At 66.3% G+C, this 17,465-nt stretch carries 14 protein-coding genes and 1 tRNA gene; 3 read left to right on the top strand and 12 right to left on the bottom strand.

All coding sequences use genetic code 11. The annotated features are described in order from the left end of the window. Positions 1-210: 210 nt before the first annotated feature. Positions 211-396, bottom strand: a complete 186-nt coding sequence (locus DB354_RS09925) for a hypothetical protein (RefSeq protein ID WP_107835458.1) — start codon at positions 394-396, stop codon at positions 211-213. 65 nt (positions 397-461) lie between these two features. Here DB354_RS09925 and DB354_RS09920 point away from each other — a divergent pair, with 65 nt between their 5' ends. From DB354_RS09920 to DB354_RS09910, 3 genes are read left to right on the top strand one after another with little or no spacing between them, the layout of a single operon-like run. Then, a complete protein-coding gene (locus DB354_RS09920) occupies positions 462-755 on the top strand; it encodes a hypothetical protein (protein WP_146180177.1) in 294 nt (97 codons plus the stop codon). Positions 756-770: 15 nt separating this feature from the next. Beyond that, on the top strand, positions 771-1,697 hold the full coding sequence (locus DB354_RS09915; protein ID WP_199226828.1) for a nucleotide-binding protein: 927 nt from the start codon (positions 771-773) through the stop codon (positions 1,695-1,697). Further along, positions 1,694-2,872, top strand: a complete 1,179-nt coding sequence (locus DB354_RS09910) for a hypothetical protein (RefSeq protein ID WP_107835453.1) — start codon at positions 1,694-1,696, stop codon at positions 2,870-2,872. Before DB354_RS09915 ends, DB354_RS09910 begins: the two co-directional genes overlap by 4 nt. Positions 2,873-2,939: 67 nt before the next feature. Here DB354_RS09910 and DB354_RS09905 read toward each other — a convergent pair. From DB354_RS09905 to DB354_RS09855, 11 genes are all read right to left on the bottom strand, one after another. Next, positions 2,940-3,016, bottom strand: a tRNA-Val gene (locus DB354_RS09905). A gap of 111 nt (positions 3,017-3,127) precedes the next feature. Beyond that, the gene (locus DB354_RS09900) at positions 3,128-3,802 is read right to left on the bottom strand and encodes a hypothetical protein (RefSeq protein WP_107835451.1); all 675 of its coding nucleotides are present in this window, start codon (positions 3,800-3,802) and stop codon (positions 3,128-3,130) included. 86 nt (positions 3,803-3,888) lie between these two features. Beyond that, positions 3,889-4,557, bottom strand: coding sequence for an endonuclease III (nth, locus tag DB354_RS09895; RefSeq protein WP_107835449.1), 669 nt, complete (start codon positions 4,555-4,557; stop codon positions 3,889-3,891). A 175-nt stretch (positions 4,558-4,732) separates the two neighbouring features. Next, entirely contained in the window at positions 4,733-6,682 is a 1,950-nt protein-coding gene (locus DB354_RS09890) for a VCBS repeat-containing protein (RefSeq protein WP_107835447.1), read from the bottom strand. 41 nt (positions 6,683-6,723) lie between these two features. After that, positions 6,724-7,764 (bottom strand): LacI family DNA-binding transcriptional regulator, encoded by a 1,041-nt coding sequence (locus tag DB354_RS09885; protein WP_107835445.1) that lies wholly within the window; start codon positions 7,762-7,764, stop codon positions 6,724-6,726. 94 nt (positions 7,765-7,858) lie between these two features. Then, positions 7,859-9,472, bottom strand: a complete 1,614-nt coding sequence (locus DB354_RS09880; RefSeq protein ID WP_233256601.1) for a fucose isomerase — start codon at positions 9,470-9,472, stop codon at positions 7,859-7,861. Between the two features lie 16 nt (positions 9,473-9,488). Beyond that, positions 9,489-11,141 (bottom strand): FGGY-family carbohydrate kinase, encoded by a 1,653-nt coding sequence (locus DB354_RS09875; protein ID WP_107835441.1) that lies wholly within the window; start codon positions 11,139-11,141, stop codon positions 9,489-9,491. A gap of 29 nt (positions 11,142-11,170) precedes the next feature. Continuing rightward, the gene (locus tag DB354_RS09870; protein WP_107835439.1) at positions 11,171-12,697 is read right to left on the bottom strand and encodes a sialate O-acetylesterase; all 1,527 of its coding nucleotides are present in this window, start codon (positions 12,695-12,697) and stop codon (positions 11,171-11,173) included. Between the two features lie 15 nt (positions 12,698-12,712). Further along, on the bottom strand, positions 12,713-14,047 hold the full coding sequence (locus DB354_RS09865) for a DUF3748 domain-containing protein (protein WP_107835579.1): 1,335 nt from the start codon (positions 14,045-14,047) through the stop codon (positions 12,713-12,715). Between the two features lie 77 nt (positions 14,048-14,124). Then, positions 14,125-16,092 carry a GH32 C-terminal domain-containing protein gene (locus tag DB354_RS09860; RefSeq protein ID WP_107835437.1) on the bottom strand — a complete coding sequence of 656 codons (1,968 nt, stop codon included), beginning with the start codon at positions 16,090-16,092 and terminating at the stop codon, positions 14,125-14,127. 10 nt (positions 16,093-16,102) lie between these two features. Continuing rightward, on the bottom strand, positions 16,103-17,437 hold the full coding sequence (locus DB354_RS09855) for a sialidase family protein (RefSeq protein ID WP_107835435.1): 1,335 nt from the start codon (positions 17,435-17,437) through the stop codon (positions 16,103-16,105). Between the last annotated feature and the right edge of the window lie 28 nt (positions 17,438-17,465).

The following is a 17,465-nucleotide window of genomic DNA, read 5'->3' as shown; positions in this document are numbered from 1 at the left end:
CGGAGCGCCCGCGGCCGGGTTGACCCCGGCAGGAGCCATCGCTCACGCCGGATCCACGGCAACTCGCACCAGGGTTCCGAGCCACACCTGAAAAAGCCCATGCCTGTAATCTGGGTGGAAGCTGAACTTGGGCAGGTGGCGACGGCGGGGCCCTTTCGCGCATGTCGCCTGCGGCCCGATAGGACGATTACTCCGGCAAACCAAAGGTGTTCAGCTGATCGTCAGCTTGCAGCCAGCATCGAGCAACCGCGCGAGCGCGAGCTGGCGATCGATGACGGTCGGTTCGCCGTTGGCATCGCTCAACGTCAGGTGCTGCAACGGCGCCAGCGGGAGCGCGAATTCATCCGGCAGCGACGTGTCGCGCAGATCAACGCCCGGAGGGGTATGGGAATTCACCTATGACATCGTTACGCCAAATCGTCGAAGAAAAGAAAACCGGTGGCTGGCCGCATTCGCCCTGCGTGAAGCTGGCATACAACGATTCGCCGCCGTGCCTCCGGCTCGAGTTCTGCAACGGCGACCAGCTCCTGCTGCCGTGGGCGCGGTTTGTCGAAGCCTGTTTGGATGGCGAGACGCTCACGATTGAGTTCCACAATCGCCGCATCGAGATCACCGGCAGGAATCTCGATCAGGTGAGCGATGCCATCGGCGACGGAAAACTCGCCGGCCTGCGGGAGCTGCCGCCGGATTACGCAGCGGTTTCGGAGGGGAAGCCGTACGTTAGTGCGATCCGGGTCGAAGCGGTTCAAGACTGAGGCGATTGCGATCCTGTGCAAAAACGCGCGGTGCGACATCGCCGGGAAACCGACAATCGCATTGCCGCGGGCACATGCTACACGCAGGCTGGCCTTGTGGCTAAGTCCAGCCGTCAACCTCCTGCGATTCCTCCGTCGCTATCCCCGTCAGCAGCTAAAGCTGCGCTGCAAAATGCGGTCGAACGCGGGCGAAAAATACTTGCCAGCAATTCTATCGAAGCAGCGCAGTTCGATACTTGGCGGAACGTAACACGCGAGGCCCTGGTGGGTGCCTTTGGTTCAGAATCACAGCACGTCACTACGTTTATGTGGGCTGGTCGTTCCGCGATTGGAATCGTCGGGCCGTCGTGGGGCCGCGCCGACCACACCGATTGGAACCAGCGTCGTCATGATGAGCTGGCCAAGAAGGTTGAGGTGCTCGTGGCCATCTTGGATGCCGTCGATTTTGATCCGGCCGAGGCAGCGGCCCCCGCGGAAGCGCGAGAAGAAGAATCCTCCATTCCGTCGACTCGTGAGATCTTCGTAGTACATGGCCACGACGATGCGACCAAGGTAAAAGTGGCCCGGCTGTTAGAGCGGCTGGGTTTCCAACCCGTAATTCTACACGAGCGGCCGAACGAGGGCCTAACCATTATCGAAAAGTTCGAAAAGCATGCCGGAAGAGCGTCGTTCGCGGTGGTGCTTCTTACGCCAGACGACGTGGGTTGCGCGGAATCAGACGGTAAGACAAAGCCACGAGCGCGGCAGAATGTAATTTTAGAGTTGGGTTACTTCATCGGAAAATTAGGTCGCGCTCGCGTGTGCGTGCTCTACACGCCGGGAGTCGAGCTGCCGTCGGATATTTTGGGCGTTGTCTACACCCCGCTCGATCCCAGTTGGGAATTCTCAGTCGCAAGAGAGCTCCGCGCGGCGGGGTTCTCCATCGACATGAATCGTCTGTGAGCCTGTTCAAGATACCCTCCCGGGCGATCGGCGTTTTGGGAGTCGCGCTGATTACCGCAGCCGTGGCGAACGCGGCTCACATACCGGCCGACGAAGCTTGGCCGTTGGTCGCTAACTCGTCGATCATCGCGAGCGGAGTCCTCAGTGTCCCGATAAAGGAAGTTCAATCGCAGCTCTCGTCTAAGAAGTACGACTACGTCGAGCTGTCATTTCACGTTGGTACCACCATTAAGGGGGCGGCGGCCTCGCCGGAGTTGAAAATTCGGTGGTTCACCGAACCCAAATCCTACGCTCCCAGTCCTGACGACGTGATGGCGCTAAATGGCAAGAAGGTCCTCGTCTGCTTACTCGCGGTGGACGATCCGGCGGTGAAGGGACTCTATTTTGCAGGGTACACACCATGCGCGCTGACAAAATTCGATCCCGTATTGTTTGGGCAACTGCGTGATGAAGCCGCTGTGCAGCGGCGACTTTTGCAGCATTTCAATGAGGCGTTCCCGGTTCAGAATCAGCCCGCATTCGAGAAAGTGCGGTCGATCATTGCGGCGATGACGCGCGAGGAAACTGAAACAGACTCTTTCAATCGACTGCTCCGCATGGGACCGACCGCAGTTCCTGCGATCATCACCCAAATGGATGACCGGCGAGCACTGCCCATTGAGCACATCACTCTGGAAAATGGCCCCGGCGCCTTCGAAGCGACCCGACACTACGGGCCGCAGAAGGTGGTTGATGCGTTGGACGCGATTCTAAATCAGTTAACCGGCCAGAGCTTTGGTAACATTGTGAACGGTGGTTCGGACGCAGAGCGGCAAAGCGCTATCGATGGTTGGCGTATCTATCTGGGCCACGCAGGAGGCCGATTGCAGGCGGATCGTTCAGTCACGAAGGGAGACGACTGGGCAGCCAGACATCCAATGCCGGAGAGCATGAAATCAATCGTCGAGCACAGCGCGACCGATGGGGTGTCGATCTGCAAACGGGCGCTGATCGGAAAAAGCCACGACGCGGTTCGCGCTTTTCTCGGCGTGTCAGACTTGGATCACGGCGAAGATGAGTACACCTACCACCCGGTACGAAAGGACGGCTCGATGTGGATCTTGATTGTGGAGTTCGCCGACGACCGAGTGGCCGAAATCTATGGGGAAGAGCTGATAGCAGCTCCCACGAAATGAATTAAGAGTTACGTCAGTGAACGCCCATGCTCTTCCGAAACCCACTGCCGTCGCTGCTGGCGAAGACTGGTGGACGCTCCCGGACTCGAACCGGGGACCCCTAGTGTGTGATACTAGTGCTCTAACCAACTGAGCTAAGCGTCCGAAGAAGGGCCGAAACGTGGAGAGGGCCGCGCGCCGAATCAATCCCGTTTTCTGAGTTTGCGCGGGATTGCCTCGGCCCCTCCGGAATCGGGCCGAAACCCGCCCGGCCCCTCACTCCGCCACGGATGCAACCGGCTTCTTCCCGAGATACATACGCAGCTCCGAGATTAGCCAGGCGCGCTCGGCGTGAGTCAGGCTCGAACCGAACCTCAAGATCCTGGTCCCGTGCATGATCCCGATGCTGTACCACGGCAGGCCGTTCTGCGTGTGTCTCACGGTTTCCACCACGCCGCTGATCGCGGCCCGGGGAATCCTTCGCGTGTACTTCCACGTCAGGATCGTCCACGTCGCCAGACACTCGTCCCGACCCACCAGGAGCGTGAATTCCGCGAGCCCAATGAACACCGCGAAGCACACGATCCCCACCCCAGCCACCAGGAAGACGCCGGCCACGGCCACCGTGGTGACGTCGATCATCCGCGCCGTCCAAACATCCTTGAAGATCGTGCCCACGATCATGCCCCAGAAGACCGCGAACAGCCCGAGGCCCACCGCCAGCGCCCACCGTCTTCCGCGCGGAATCACGAGGCCGAGCCCATCCGTCGTCCGGACGAGCTCAACCGGGCTGCCGGCCGGCTTCGGCACCGACGCCACATCAGGCTCGCCGCCAAGCAACGCCGCGATTTGAAAGAACTCGGCGCAACGCGGACATGAGCAGACGCCTTCGGCGAGGTTGGCGTTCGTAGCGGGGATCTCCGACGCGCACTTCGGGCAGAAAAGTCTCATAGGGAACGGGGGGGGGCGACAACGTGTGGGTCACGCCGAGCCAGACATCCCGTGCACGCGGTGTCTATTCTGACGATCGCCTTACTTCATTTTCGTACTGCCTTCGCGACGGGTTTTCCAGCCGCCTTCGCCCGCGGCGGAAAGACCGTTCGGCAGATCTCACAAGTGGTGCCGTCGCAGCCGCGCGCGGTGCAGTGCTCGCGCCCGTAGTAGATGAAGCGCAGGTGCAGCGCGCTCCAGTGCTCGCGGGGAAACAGCGCCTTCAGGTCGGTCTCCGTCTGCTCCACGCTGCGGCCGTTGCTCAGGCCCCAGCGCTCCGCCAGCCGGTGGATGTGCGTGTCCACCGGGAACGCCGGCACGCCGAACGCCTGCACCATCACGACACTGGCCGTCTTGTGCCCCACCCCCGGCAGCTCCTCCAGCGCCTCGAAACTCGCCGGCACCTCGCCGCCATGTTTCTCCACCAGGATCCGGGAAAGCGCCGCGATCGCCTTGGCCTTCGTCGGCGATAGCCCCACCGGGCGGATGATCCGCTGGATCTCCTCCACCGGCACCTGCGCCATCTTCGCCGCGGTATCGGCCCGCGCGAAGAGCTCCGGCGTCACCCGGTTCACGGACTTATCCGTCGTGTGCGCCGACAGCAGCACCGCAATCAGCAGGGTGAACGCATCCTTGTGCGCCAGCGGGATCGCGGGATCGGGGTACAACTCCGCCAACCGTCGGTCGATCAGCGCGGCACGTTCAGCTCGGGTCATCGCCGTTCACAACAGCCACGTTCCGCCCGTTGGCAATCCACGCGCGGGCGCCGCCGGACCGCGCAGCGAGCGGCCTGATGGACCGCCAGCGCCACCGGCATGACGGAGGCTGGCTCACGATCGAGGACACCGTCGCGTCCTTCAATCTGGTCCTTCAGACGCTCGACTGCGCGCGTCAGCGCGCTGGATTCGGCAGGTGGTAGAGGCGGCCGTCTTCGGCGCCGATCAGCAGGTCGGGGGCGCCGTTCTTCGCCCAGTGCACGACCGTCACACCGGTGTTGTGCCCGGCGAGGCGCTCGGGATCGACCGGGCCTTCATTCTTGAACACCCACTCACCCGGTTTTTCGCCGACGTTCCGGAAGAAATCGGCGTTCACGCCGTTGATCAGAAGGTCGGCCTTCCCGTCGCCATCCCAGTCCGCGAAGCAGAACGTCCGGCGTCCACTGCCTCCGCCGGTCTTCTCGGCCACGCGCAGCGCGGTACGACTCCCGTCCGCGTTGACCACCTGAAACGCCCGCTGCGGCGGCAGCAGTTCCAACGCCCCGGAGGGCGTCCGTCGCCGCTCGAAGAAGGCGAGATAGCCCTCCGTGTCCAAGGTGACCAGGTCGGTCAGGCCGTCGTGGTTGAGATCGATCGCCAGAGGCGTGCTGCGCCACTGCGTCACCAACTCGCGACCCTGCGGCTGCCACCAGTTCCAGGCCGGCTTCGGCGTCGGTCCGGACCACGCCACCTCGATCGGCTGCGCGGCGGCGAGCTTCGGGTCCGTCCGCGTCCCGACGTTGCGGTACCAGACGATCCGGCCCCAGATCCCGTTGGTGATCAGATCCGGCAGGCCGTCGCCATCCCAGTCGGCGACGCTTGGGTTGGTGTAGCCCCACTTCCGTTCCGCCGGGCCTTGGATCGAGCCATTGGGTCCCGCCTGTTCACGAATCACCTTGCCGGCCGCCGTGAGATACACCGGGAGCGCCCAACGAGGCGTCGTGCCGCCGAGGTTCTTGATGAAGCCGACATAACCGGCGCTGTCGCCGACGATGAGATCCTCCAGTCCGTCGCCGTCCCAATCGACGGCACAGGGGATCGCGAGCGCGCCGAACTTAACGTCGGTGGCGATCTGCCGGAAATACACCGGCGGCACGAACTGCGGGATGCCATCGACCCGCTTTCCCGTCCCGCGCAGCAGCGCCACGCGTCCGTCTTCGTCGCCACACACCAGGTCGAGGATGCCGTCGCCGTCGAAGTCCACCGCCGTGGGCGTGATCATGCACAGGTCCATGTGGAGCGGCACACCGCCCACGGTGATCGCGCGACCCGGAGCATAGACCGGATTGGTGCGCGTGCCGACGTTCTCGAAATAGGTGAAGCCATCGAGGAACTCCCCGCACACGAGGTCCAGGTCACCGTCGCCGTCGAAATCGCCGAACGACGGCGAGGGCTGTCCGTACGTCTCCAGCCAGCGATCGTCCTGCGTCTTGAGCTGGATCGGCTCGGCATAGCGGGGTGCCGACTCCGTCCCGACGTTGCGCAGGAAATAGACCTGGCCGCGCAACGGACCGGTCTTCCATTCGCCCTGGTCGCTCCACTGCGACACCTTGGGTGAGACCTCGCCATAGTCGCTCCAGTAATCGACGCCGACGACGAGATCGGTCCGGCCGTCCCCGTCGTAATCCACAAACCGCCACTGCTTCGCCCGCACCCGGGCCTTTGCCGGCACCGGGTCGGTCGCGGCCAACGCTTGGGGATGCTCGAAGGCAGAGCGCAGGAAATTGGGATAGACCGTTCCCGTCGTCGTCACCACCGGGCGCCCGTTCACGTACGAGACCTGCGGTGACGGTGCCGACTTGCCGAGGCGGACCGCTGGTTTCATGAGCGGCAGGCCAGTGGCAATGTCGATGGTGCCGGTGTTCTCGAAGAAATAGGCGCCGTTGTAGGGACGGTCCGTGCACACGACCACGAGATCCATGAGGCCGTCCCCGTTGTAGTCCATCGGCAGCGGCCACGCCCACAAGCCGACGCCGAGATCCGAGACGGTCCCGGGTTGGTTGTACTGCAGGCGGGAGAGCTGGTTGTGCGGAGCCGATACTCCGGCAACGGTGAGGAACAAGAGGCAGACGAGGTATCGATACATAAAGACAAAGGGGGGCCGCCCCGCTTCGGAGCGGCGGGCGGTCAGGTCGAGTCGCGGATGGTGACGATCGGCGGCACGAAGATCTCGGCCGGCTGGGCGGCGACACGTTCGCCCATGAGCTTGAAGAGCTGCCCGACGACCTGGTGCACGATCTGGTCGTTGTCGGGGCCGACGCACGTCAGCGGCGGATCGAAATACTCGGAGCGGTCGTCGTCACCGACGCCCACCATGGCGATCTCCGCGGGGATGCGACGGTTCGCGTGCTTGATCGCCTGGTACGCTCCGAGCGCCAGCGAATCGGTGACTGAAAACAGCGCGTCGAACGGCCGGGAGTCGCGCCGCAAGGCTTCCCGGACGGCCCGCTCGGCCGTCGCCGGCGCAAAGCCGCCCGCGGTGATCCGGCGCGGCTCCTCGCCGGTCTGCAGGCGCGCCGCCTCGGCAAAAGACGCCACGCGGTCGGCGGTGCTCTGCGTCAACGTCGGCGGCACCAGCACCACCGGACGCGTCCGGCCGCCGCGGAGCAGGAGGCCCGCCACCCGCCGGCCGATTTCTCCCGGCGCATCGAGGACACAGGTGTAGGTCGGGAGCCGCCGGCCTAGCACGACGGCAGGATACGGCAGCGTCGTGGCGGAGAGAAACGCATCGTCGGCCGGCAGCGTGTTGGTGAGGATCACGCCGTTGAACCGGCTGGCGTTGAAGAGCCCGCGCAGCTCCTTCAGCCGACCGGCGTGAAACATGTCGATCGAGACCGAGTACTGCCGGCCGGGACCGGCCCGGCGATCGATCGCACGCTGCACCTCCCGCAGCAGGCTGCTCACGAGCGGCAGCGGAGCCTCGAATGTCGTGAGGATGCCCAGGTCATACTGGCGCACGCCGGGATCGTTGGTGCGCAGGCGGCGGGCGGTGAGATTGGGGACGTAGCCGAGCTCGCGCACGGCCTGGCGCACGCGTTCGACGGTGGCCGGGGCGACCCGCCGCTCCTCGTGCCGGTTGGCCAGCACCGAGGAGACGGTGGCGTTGGACACGCCCACATGCTGAGCGATCGTGCGGATCGTGACCGGGGGACTCTTCGCGTCAGCCATGGTCTATCTCTGCGGCACGTACAGCCCCCCTGACAAGGCCGGCATCGGCCGTGACCAGGTCGTCGAACCGCGCCCCCAAAGGCCGGGGACGTCTTTAAAACGCAGCGCCATCCGCCTTGGTTCCGCAGAAGTTGACCTCGAGCCCGAGCTCGTTCGCCAGCGCCGCCTTGGCGTAGGCCGCGAGATCCGCCTCCGCCGCGCTGTTGGCATAGGCGACGTGGACGTGGTTGGCCTTGTGACGCGCCATCATCTGGTCCCGCGAGACACCGTAGGTCACCGCATGCATGATCGGCCATTCGGCGCAGGTTGCCTTCCAGCGCCGCTCCGTCTCGGCCTTGGGCAACCTCGCCACCCGGCCGCGACCGAGGTCGAGCTTGAGCCGGTCGTCCTCGACGTAGATGCGGCTCCAGACGATTTCGCCCGGATGCGCCACGCCGCACAGCGTGCCGCCGCCCAGCCGGAAGTACATCGGCGGCTGGCGGTACGATTCACTGCCGCGATAGCCGCCGATGTGATGCGCCGCCGGGGCGGCGCCGGAGATCAGGAGAACCCAGACGTAATCCTTGGTGGAGCCGCTCCGATCCCAGTCGCCCCAGCGGAGGTCGTGCAGCGTGTTCTCCACCGGCTGGCGGAGCGCGCGGTGGACGCGGCTCGTGAAGATGCCATCGAGCCCGGCGCATTCGTCAGCCTCGTTGAAATGCGTAAGCGGCGCGCCGCGGCGGATCACCTGGCCGGCAGCATTCTTCACCGGCGGCCGGCTCGCGTTGTTCAGCAAACCCTCGGCCAGGTCGCTGGCCGGAAGGAGGTCCTTCAACCCTTGCTGGTACTGGATGCCGATCGCCTCGCAGCCGAAGTCGTCGGCGAGGCGCAGCGCCGCGACGTACAGCCGGCACTGCGCCAGCACCTGGTTCTCCGTCAGCTCCGTCGCTTCGTCCCGGCCAAAGTGGAATTTCAGCCCCTTGGCCTGGAGCCACTCGTAAACCGCCAGCGCGTCGTCATCGGGCACAAAGGTGGTCGCGTAGTACAACGCCGACTGCGACAGGCGTTCCTTGTACACGCCGGTCGAGAACAGGAGGCGGTCCGGGATGATCGCGTTGAACATGCCCATGCAGCCTTCGTCGAACACGCCCATGATGCTCTTGTTGCGACGAAGGTCCTCGGCGATCGGCCGCGCCACGGCCTGCGCCTCCTTCGGCACCCGCGCCGCCGAGAACGGGTGCACATGCGTCAGGCGATGGCGGCAAGTCCCGGTCCGGAGCCAGCGCTCCAGCCCTCCGAGGAAGAACGCATCCGTGAAGTCCTCGCTCCAGAGCGTCGAGTAGCGGACGCCGGCCTTCGTCAGCGAGCCGTTGAGATTCAGCATGCCGACGAGGCCCGGCCACTGGCCGCTCCAGTTCGCGACAGTGAGGATCGGTCCGCGATGGGAGATCAGGCCGGGCAGCACATGATGCGAGTATTGCCAGACCGCCTCCGCCACGATCAAGGGCGCCTCCGGATCGATCCGGGAAAACACTTCCATACCTTCCTTCTGCGAGGCGATGAATCCGTGCTGCAGATCGGGTTTGTAGGGATGCGCCCGGACCAGCTTGCACCCGAGCTTGGTCACCGCCCGAGCCAATGACTGCTCCATCGCGTGCTGCGCAGGCCAGCAGACTTCATTGGCCGACTGACGAAGGTCGCCACTCGCGACCAAGAGAACGGTTTTCATAGTCATAGAAACAGGATCACCTGGCTTGCATCAGGCGCCGCGCCGCGAGGAAGTCGCGGTGCAGCCGGTGAAAAACGCGATATTTGGCTTCGTGGTACCCGGCGACCGCTCCGCCGGCCGGCTCGACCGCCCTCCCCTCGCCCGACATCGCCACCATTAGCGCCGGCAGTTTTCCGCCGCCGGCCGCCGCCGCGCCGAGGATGGCGGAGCCGAGCAGGACAGACTCCGGCTCCCGCGGCAGAATCAGCCGGCAACCGGTGATGGTGGCATGCTCGCGCAGGAAAAGGGGATTTTTGCTCCCGCCGCCACAGACGAGGACGGTGTCGATCGCGTAGCCCTTCCGGTTCATCTCCGCGATGATGTGCCGGGTGCCGTAGGCCACGGCCTGGATCGTCGCCAGATACAGCCGGGCAAGGTCGTCGAGCGTGGCGGACAGCGACAGGCCGGACACCACGCCACGGAGCGTCGGATCGCTCCGCGGCGAGCGGTTGCCATGGAAGTCGGGCAGGACGTGCAACTCGCGCGTGAGCAACGACGAGGAGGGCAGACCGGCGGCTTTGCCCAGAGCCTCGACCCGCGCGTTGAGCACTTCGTACACGGTTCGCGACTGCCGCCGGGCCTCCAGCTTGAGCACCCCGGCCGCAGCATGGGAAAAGACGATGTGATCGATCAGCGCGCCGGTCGCGGACTGCCCGCCTTCGGTCAGCCAAAACCCGGGCAGCATCGCCGAATAGTAGGGCCCCCAGATTCCTCGCACGAAACGCGGCTCGCGTGAGACCGCCATGTGACAGGACGACGTGCCGCCGATCAGCGCGAGCCGGCGGTTGAGGTCCGCCGCGCGGAGCCGCCCTTGGCCCGCGCTGGTCCCGAGCAGCCCGATCCCGCCCGCATGCGCATCGATGATACCGACGCCGACGGGCGTGCCGGCCCGCAGCCCGAGTTCGCGGGCCGCGGTCGCGGTAAGCCCACGGCCCAGAGGTTGTCCCATCGGGCGGATCCGCGCTCCGATCCGCGCAAACCCGTCGTCCACCAGTTCGTCCAGTCCCACCTGGCGGAAGAAGTCCCGATCCCAACCCGAGCCATCAAGTCCGGCGTGGCCGAGATAAGTCCATTTGCAGACGACGGTACACAGCGACCGCGTGGCGTCGCCCGTGGCGCGATAGGTCAGGTAGTCGGCCAAGTCGAAAAACTGCGCCGTCCGTCTCCAGTGGGTCGGCAGACTCTCCTTCAGCCAAAGGAGCTTCGGGGTCTGCATTTCCGGCGAAACCGCACCGCCGACGTAACGCAGGACTGCATGCCGCGTGGCGTTGATCCGCTCCGCCTGCGCGGTCGCACGATGATCCATCCAGACCATCACGTTCTGCTCGGCGCGTCCGGTGGTGCTGATGGACACGGGCTTCCCCTCGGCGTCGATCGCCACGAGCGAACAGGTCGCATCAAAGCCGATGCCGTCGATCGCATCGCCGTTGAGCCCCGCTGCACGCAGCGCCTGTTGCACCGCGACCCGGCACGCGCGCCAGATATCCTCGCTCGATTGCTCGACGTGGTCCGGCGCCGGCTTCCACAGGCGAATCGGTGCGCTGGCCGAACCCAGCCGCACGCCCTTGCCGGTGAAAACACCGGCCCGGGCGCTTCCTGTTCCCACATCAAGGCCAAGAAAGTACTTCATGCGAAATAATCAGGCATGGCAGCGGCGGGCTACCAGCGGTCCGAACGGAATGGCGCGGCGGGCAGACCGGCCGCGTTGAAGAGCGTCGCATCCGGCGCATTGCGCCAGGCGTAGCGCACCGCCACCGGTGCCGGCACCGACGCAGCCGAAACGATCAGGGCATCGCCCGCGACCTTCGCCTCCGCCGGCACGAACACGCGATCCGCCCCCGCCACCTCAAAGCTCTGCGCCGCGGGATTCCGCAGCCTGAGTCCGTCCGCATGTGTGAAGGTCACCCGCAGGGCCGTCCCGTCCCGCTGAGCCGCGGCAAACAACGGCCCGGAGTACTCCTGCTTTTCGCCGAGCAACTGGTGCCGGGCCACGAGCGCCAGCCGGCGCCCGACCTCCTGCTTGTTCTTGGGGTGAATGTTGGTGGCGTCGCCGATATCGAGCGTCACCGCCATGCCGGTTCGCGGCAGCGCGAGCGCCGCCATCTGCGACTCCCGGAGAAACGCCCACGCCTGGTCGGTCTTCTCCGGCACCCGGCCATAGTTCGCCAGTTGCACGAAGTAGAACGGCAGCTCGGGCGCGGCCAGTTCGGCCCGCCATTGCCGAATCATGCCCGGAAACAGCGTCTGGTATTCAGCCGCCCGCAACGCGTTCGCCTCTCCCTGATACCAGAGCACGCCGCAGAAGCGTGCCCGCAGCAGCGGAGCGATCATCGCGTGATAGATGCCCGACGGCATCCAGCGGCTGCCCGGACCTTCGGCCGCCACCGGCTTGCGACGATTGAACGCCTTGCCCGCCGCTTTCGCCGCCGCAGCGTCGGCCGTCCACTTCGCCGTCGCCTTTTCCTGGGCGGCGACGCGCTCCGGGTAGGTGGCCAGGAACTCTTTCCAGCGGCTTTGAATCGCCGCGGCCGCCGGATCCGCGGCGAGCGCGGGCGGGCTCATCCAAGCCTCGATGAAAGTCCCGCCCCAGCTCGCGTTGACCAAGCCGATGGGGACGCCCGTCCGCGCCTGATACTCGCAGGCAAAGAAGAAGCCGACGGCGGTGAACGCGCCGACGGTCTCGGGCGAGCAGGTCTCCCACGCTCCGGGACAGTCGCGCTGCGGCCTCTCCGCCACGAGATGCGGAATCTTGAAATGCCGGATCAGCGGGAACGTCGCCGCCGCGATCTCCTGCTCGGCGTTGCGCACCTCGGAAACGCGGAACTCCATGTTCGACTGACCCGAGCACAGCCACACGTCGCCGACCAATATGCCGTCGACACGCCGGGTTTCTGATCCCTGCACCACGAGTTGCGCCGGCTGCGCCGCGGTTGGCTCCGGCGCCAGCATCGCGAGCCAGCTGCCGTCCTCGCCCGCCTTGGTCATGACCGACTGGGAATGAAACGTGATCTTCAGGTTCTCTCCGGGAGCGGCCCAGCCCCAAACCGGGAGCGGCTGATCCCGCTGCACGACCGCTCCGTCGCGGAACAACGGCGCGAGCGTGATCTCGGCCCGGCCGAGCGCCAGCGCGGCAACCCATCCGACCGCGAGCGCGGTGAGGCGAAAGGTAACGGCGATGCTTCTCATGGGAAAAAGGAATGCTCAGCGCGACAGCAGGTCCGGACCGACCTCGACCACGCACACCTGCGCCCATTCACCCACGCGCCGCGTGTAGGCAATGCGGCGGCCGTCGGGTGCGAACACACAGGCGTACGGCTGCGGGTCGTGCGGCGGATCACGGCGGGCGGTCAACCGAAGGGTGCGTCCGCTGGCGACCTCCGTTGCGCAGACGCTGCCGTCGCGAATGCAGGCGATCCACCGGCCATCGGGGCTCCAGGTGAACGTCGACGCCACCGCGGGGGCACCGTGGCCGATCGGGTGCATGGGCCCGCCGTTGGGGGAAACCGTCCAGAGTTGCGCCGCGCCGTCTTCATTCGGCAGCAGAAAAGCAATCGCGCTCCCATCCGGCGCGCAGCGGAGCCAGTGCCTCGGTACGGAGGCCAACCCCCGTCGCTCGCGCGTGTCGGTGAAGGTGAGCCGCCGCTGCCGGACGTCGGCGGGCGGTGCCGGTCGACGCGTGGTCGTGCCCGCGAGCGGGCCCGCACCGGGACGCCGCAGATCGTCGGGAAGATCGACGATGAACACTTCCGCGTGCTCGCGGCCGTCCGCCGCCACCACCCGGCCTTGGAAGGCGAGCGCCCGCTGTTGCCAGGAACCATCGGGCTTCCGATAGCCGCGCGTGCCCACCCAGCCTTCCTCGAAGGCGCGACTGATTTCATCGGAGCCGGGACGCGGTTTTGCCACCGTGCGCGTCACGAGGACCGAGAAGGCCGAGCCGTCGTGGGAACGCGGATGCGTGGGAGGCACTCGCACCGGGCCGCCGTCGAGCAGGGCGACGCCCACATTGCGCTGGTTCGGGTCGTGCTCCGGCGCATCTGCCCGGGCGTCCAATTGGGCCAACACCTCGTCTTCGTAGGTGAAGCTGATGCGGGTGCCGTCCGGACTGAAAACATGCACATGCGAACCGCCGCGCAGTACGCCGGCGACAAATGGCGGGGCGTATCCCTCCGCATCGAGCGCGGTGCCCGCTCCCGGCTGCGCCCGGCTCACCATCCAGCCGCAGCGCCGGGTCGTGCCGTAGGTCCAGTCGGGGGTGGGATGCTCGGGACCGAGGATGAAGACCACGTGAGAGCCATCGGGCGCGCAGGTCACCGCACCGCAATGAGCGCCCCCCGTGGCGCGGAAGAGCTCACGGACCTGGCCGGTCACGACGTCGACTTCCTCGATCCTGATCCCGTCGAAGCGATCGTCGGCCGAACGCGTGTCGTACACGACCGCCCCACTGTCGGGCGTCCAGACGTTGAGATTCGTCAGCACGTGGCCGTGCTCCTTCGTGGTGAGGACGTGGTCACGACAGCGGTCCGAGACATCCTCCAAACCGAACGCGACCGCCGTCCGGGGCGCGCCCACAAGTGCGCCCACGACCAGAGGCCAGGACCATGGCGGCAACGTGATCACGGGGCGGTTGTCTCCCAAGGCACGTCAGTCTCCGGCAGCGCCGCGAGGGTCCACGCATCGAGGCGGCGGAGCACGGCGGTGCCACCTTCCGCGAAGAAAGTTAGCGTGAGATCGGCAGGATCAGGCCGCACGACCGCCACTTCGGCGATCCGGCCTTCGTCGGCGAACACCTCGATTACACCCCGATCAAGAAAGACGTGCAGACGTACCCGTCCGGAGTTCGACGGTGCCAGCCGCACGGTGCTGCCTGGCAACCGGAGTTCGCCCGGCACATAGCGCAGTTCCACGCCGCGACTCCCATTGCTCGCGGTCCGCACGCGCAGCCCGCAGGCGCGGGCATCACCGAGCTCAAGGTCGGCGATGAGTTCCAGCCGATCGCCCGTCACACCCGGAATCGCCCGCGTTGTGTTGGCGACTGTGAGATTGGCCACCGTCTTTGCCTCCCCTCGCAGTTGCGCGAGTTCCGGCACGGGTTCGAGGCGCGGCCGCAAGTCAGCGCCCAGCGTCAGCACCCGAGGCAGCGCCAGACAGTCCCGCCAGCCGCGTCCGCTCGGGAAGCCTTTCACGAGGCCGAGGAGAATCTGCCGGCCCTGGCCGTCGCGCAGGCCGTGGGTCGCATAGAACGCCTTGCCCTGATGAAGCCGGCCTTCCCGCTCGACGGTGAACCGCGCGGTTTCGGGATCGAAGCGGCCCACCCAATATTCCACCGGCCCCTTGGGCGAGAGCAGTAGGATCCAGCGGTCGCCGATCGGGAACAAATTGGGACATTCCGCGCTGAGACCCGGCCGATCGTAGAACACGCCGCGATAGGTCCAGTGAGTCAGCGCTGCGTCGGTGGCCTCGTAAATCGGCACGTGCTCTGCCGCCAACAGCATGAAGGTTCGGCCACCCGTCTCGAACACGAAGGGATCCCGCCAGGCGGCATGCTGGGCCGGGCCGTCCTGCCGGTCCGCCGCGACCACGGCCTGACTTGGGTCGCGTTCCCAGCGGGTAAAGGCCGCATCGCGCGGCGCCACGCGCCACTGCGACCGCATGCCCGCCGTCGCCGGCACCGAGGCATAGAACAACAGCGGAGCACCGCCACGGGGCTGGAACGCGCCGCCCGAATAGCACTGCGCCTCACCCCGCTCCCAATCGGGCCAGAGCGCGATTGGCAGATGCTCCCAGCGCACGAGATCCCGGCTGCGGGCTTGTCCCCACGTCATGGCCCCGGCTCCGGGCCGGTCCGCGAAGACGTTCCACTGATAGAAGAGATGATACCAGCCATCCGCCCAAAACGGGCCGTTGGGATCGTTCATCCGTTGGGCCGGGGGGAGAAAATGATACTGCGGCCGCCAGGGATCCTCGCCCGCCCGCCGCCGCGCGGCTGCGACGTCAGCCTGCGCCTCCTGCCGCGCGCTTTGCACTGCCATGGGCACATCGCCGCTCGGTGCAGTCGCCGGCGTTTCGGCCCAACTCAGCGCCTCCACGCGCACAAAACCGTCGTCGCCGTCCACCAAATCCACCACTTGGAGCTGTCCTTTCCGGCCCAACCAGCGGCGGACATCCCAAGTAACTGTCCGCGGCGTGGTGCCTCCACCGGTCGCGGTCCGCACGACCTGTCCGTCACAGAGAAGATTGAAGGCGGCGCGGAAGGGATGGGCGCCGCCCGTGATCTGGAAAACCAAGCAAGGCTGCGTCAGCGAGAACGGCGGCGAAGTCAGCGTGCCGGTCGCGCCCGTGCCATTCGTCGCCACCCGGCTGTCCGCCCAAACCGTCGCAGGCAGGTCGGCGTTCGGCGGACGCAGCGACGCGTTCAGCGCCGATCCTGTTGCCGTCCAGCGAGTGCGTGCGGGAAGCGCCGCCCCCTCGCTGTGATCGGGCGGCGTTGCTTCGGCGGCCAGCGTGGATTGGGAAGTGACCGCAATGACGGCCAGCAGCGCGCCAGCCGCAACGGAAACAACCGATGGACGCAGGGGGATCATCGGGTGGGTTTCAATACACGAGGTCCCGGAAGTTCCTCACCCGGTGAAAGGTGATCAGGTTGCCTTCGTGGGCGCTCTTGGCCCGGGCATCACCGCTGCGCGAGAGGATCACGAGGTCGTCACCGTCGATATCCATGCTGGCGTAGTGCCGCGCCTCGCCGGGACCGTTCCCCACGGCGACCAGCCCGGCAAAACACCAGTCCACGAGATTGCGGGAGAAATGGAGCACGAGCCGGTGCCGTTCGTTGTAGGGTAGATCGAACCGGTCAGGGGGCAATCGATCGGCGCGACGCATCGAGTCGGTCGCCTGCGAACCGACCATCCAGTACAGCTTGGTCTGGCGATCGTAAACGAGGTGGAAGCGCAGCTGTCCGCCGGGTACCGGCAGGTAAAGCATGGGCTTCCCGGACGGGGCCCGTTCCAGCGACATCGTCATCGAGCCGTCCGGTTGCTCGACGACCTTCGTGAGGCAGGCGAAGCCGGTGCCGCCCGTGTGGGCACGCGCGAGGATGTGAAAGGTGTGTCCGGCGGGGTCGTACCAGTCGTGATCGGGATCGAGGATCTGCACGACCTCGGGCTCGACCCAGCCGATCGGCGGCATCGTTCGCCGCGGCGACTCGGCGACAACGGCGCGGTGCGGGTAGTTTTGCCGGAGGAAGGGAACGCCGAAGAAATCGAGGCCGGACGTGTTGATCGCGTTGTCCCGTACGCCGGGAACGACGTCCGCGAAGACCTGTTCGCTCGAGAAGGTCCACGCCGCCGGCTGGGTGAGGTCGGTCCCGGCACGGGCGCGCAGCAGCACGAGCCCCTTCTCGCTCGGTCCCCACGCGTCGATGACCGCGTGCCGGTGTTCGAAGGCCAGATACACACTATCGTTGGCGTACCAGACGTTCGCCGGCGTCTGCTGCCAGACCTCGCGGTGGGCGGTGAGTTCGCGAGGCGCGGACCAGGTCACGCCCTCGTCGGCGGAGCGCTGAATGGGCAGGCCCGCTCCGGTCGCCAGGTAGTACACCGCCTTGCCCGCGAGAAACAGCCGGCCCTGCAACTCAGGGCTGGTCGCACGCCGCGTCCAGGTGACGCCATGATCGTCCGAACTGAGGAGGATTTCCTGCGCCGGACCGAAGCGTTTCGAGTCCTTGCTCGCCTGGGCGTACGCCGCGAGCAGCCGCCCGGAAGGCAGCCGGAGGATGCTCGGGGAGTACAGTGGGACGGAGCTGGGCGCCGGCGATTCGCCTACGACGACATAGGTGTTGGCCAGCGGGCGGATCGGCTGGGCCTGCGTCTCCACGCCGGCTCCGCCGAGCATGAGCGCGGCGTCAAGGGCAAGGAGAAGTCTGAAGCTCATCGACGTGGGGTGGCGGAAACGTCGGACG

This window comes from Opitutus sp. ER46 (assembly GCF_003054705.1).
In the GTDB taxonomy this organism is placed as follows: domain Bacteria; phylum Verrucomicrobiota; class Verrucomicrobiia; order Opitutales; family Opitutaceae; genus ER46.
The sequence above is the reverse complement of the archived record's forward strand: the minus strand, read 5'-3'. Positions and strand labels throughout refer to the sequence as shown.

Excerpts from the sequence above, each read along its gene's own strand:
- DB354_RS09870 (WP_107835439.1), bottom strand. The coding sequence starts at position 12,697 with ATGAGAAGCATCGCCGTTACCTTTCGCCTCACCGCGCTCGCGGTCGGA.
- DB354_RS09860 (WP_107835437.1), bottom strand. The coding sequence starts at position 16,092 with ATGATCCCCCTGCGTCCATCGGTTGTTTCCGTTGCGGCTGGCGCGCTG.
- DB354_RS09900 (WP_107835451.1), bottom strand. The coding sequence starts at position 3,802 with ATGAGACTTTTCTGCCCGAAGTGCGCGTCGGAGATCCCCGCTACGAAC.
- DB354_RS09885 (WP_107835445.1), bottom strand. The coding sequence starts at position 7,764 with ATGGCTGACGCGAAGAGTCCCCCGGTCACGATCCGCACGATCGCTCAG.
- nth (WP_107835449.1), bottom strand. The coding sequence starts at position 4,557 with ATGACCCGAGCTGAACGTGCCGCGCTGATCGACCGACGGTTGGCGGAG.
- DB354_RS09880 (WP_233256601.1), bottom strand. The coding sequence starts at position 9,472 with ATGAAAACCGTTCTCTTGGTCGCGAGTGGCGACCTTCGTCAGTCGGCC.
- DB354_RS09855 (WP_107835435.1), bottom strand. The coding sequence starts at position 17,437 with ATGAGCTTCAGACTTCTCCTTGCCCTTGACGCCGCGCTCATGCTCGGC.
- DB354_RS09875 (WP_107835441.1), bottom strand. The coding sequence starts at position 11,141 with ATGAAGTACTTTCTTGGCCTTGATGTGGGAACAGGAAGCGCCCGGGCC.
- DB354_RS09890 (WP_107835447.1), bottom strand. The coding sequence starts at position 6,682 with ATGTATCGATACCTCGTCTGCCTCTTGTTCCTCACCGTTGCCGGAGTA.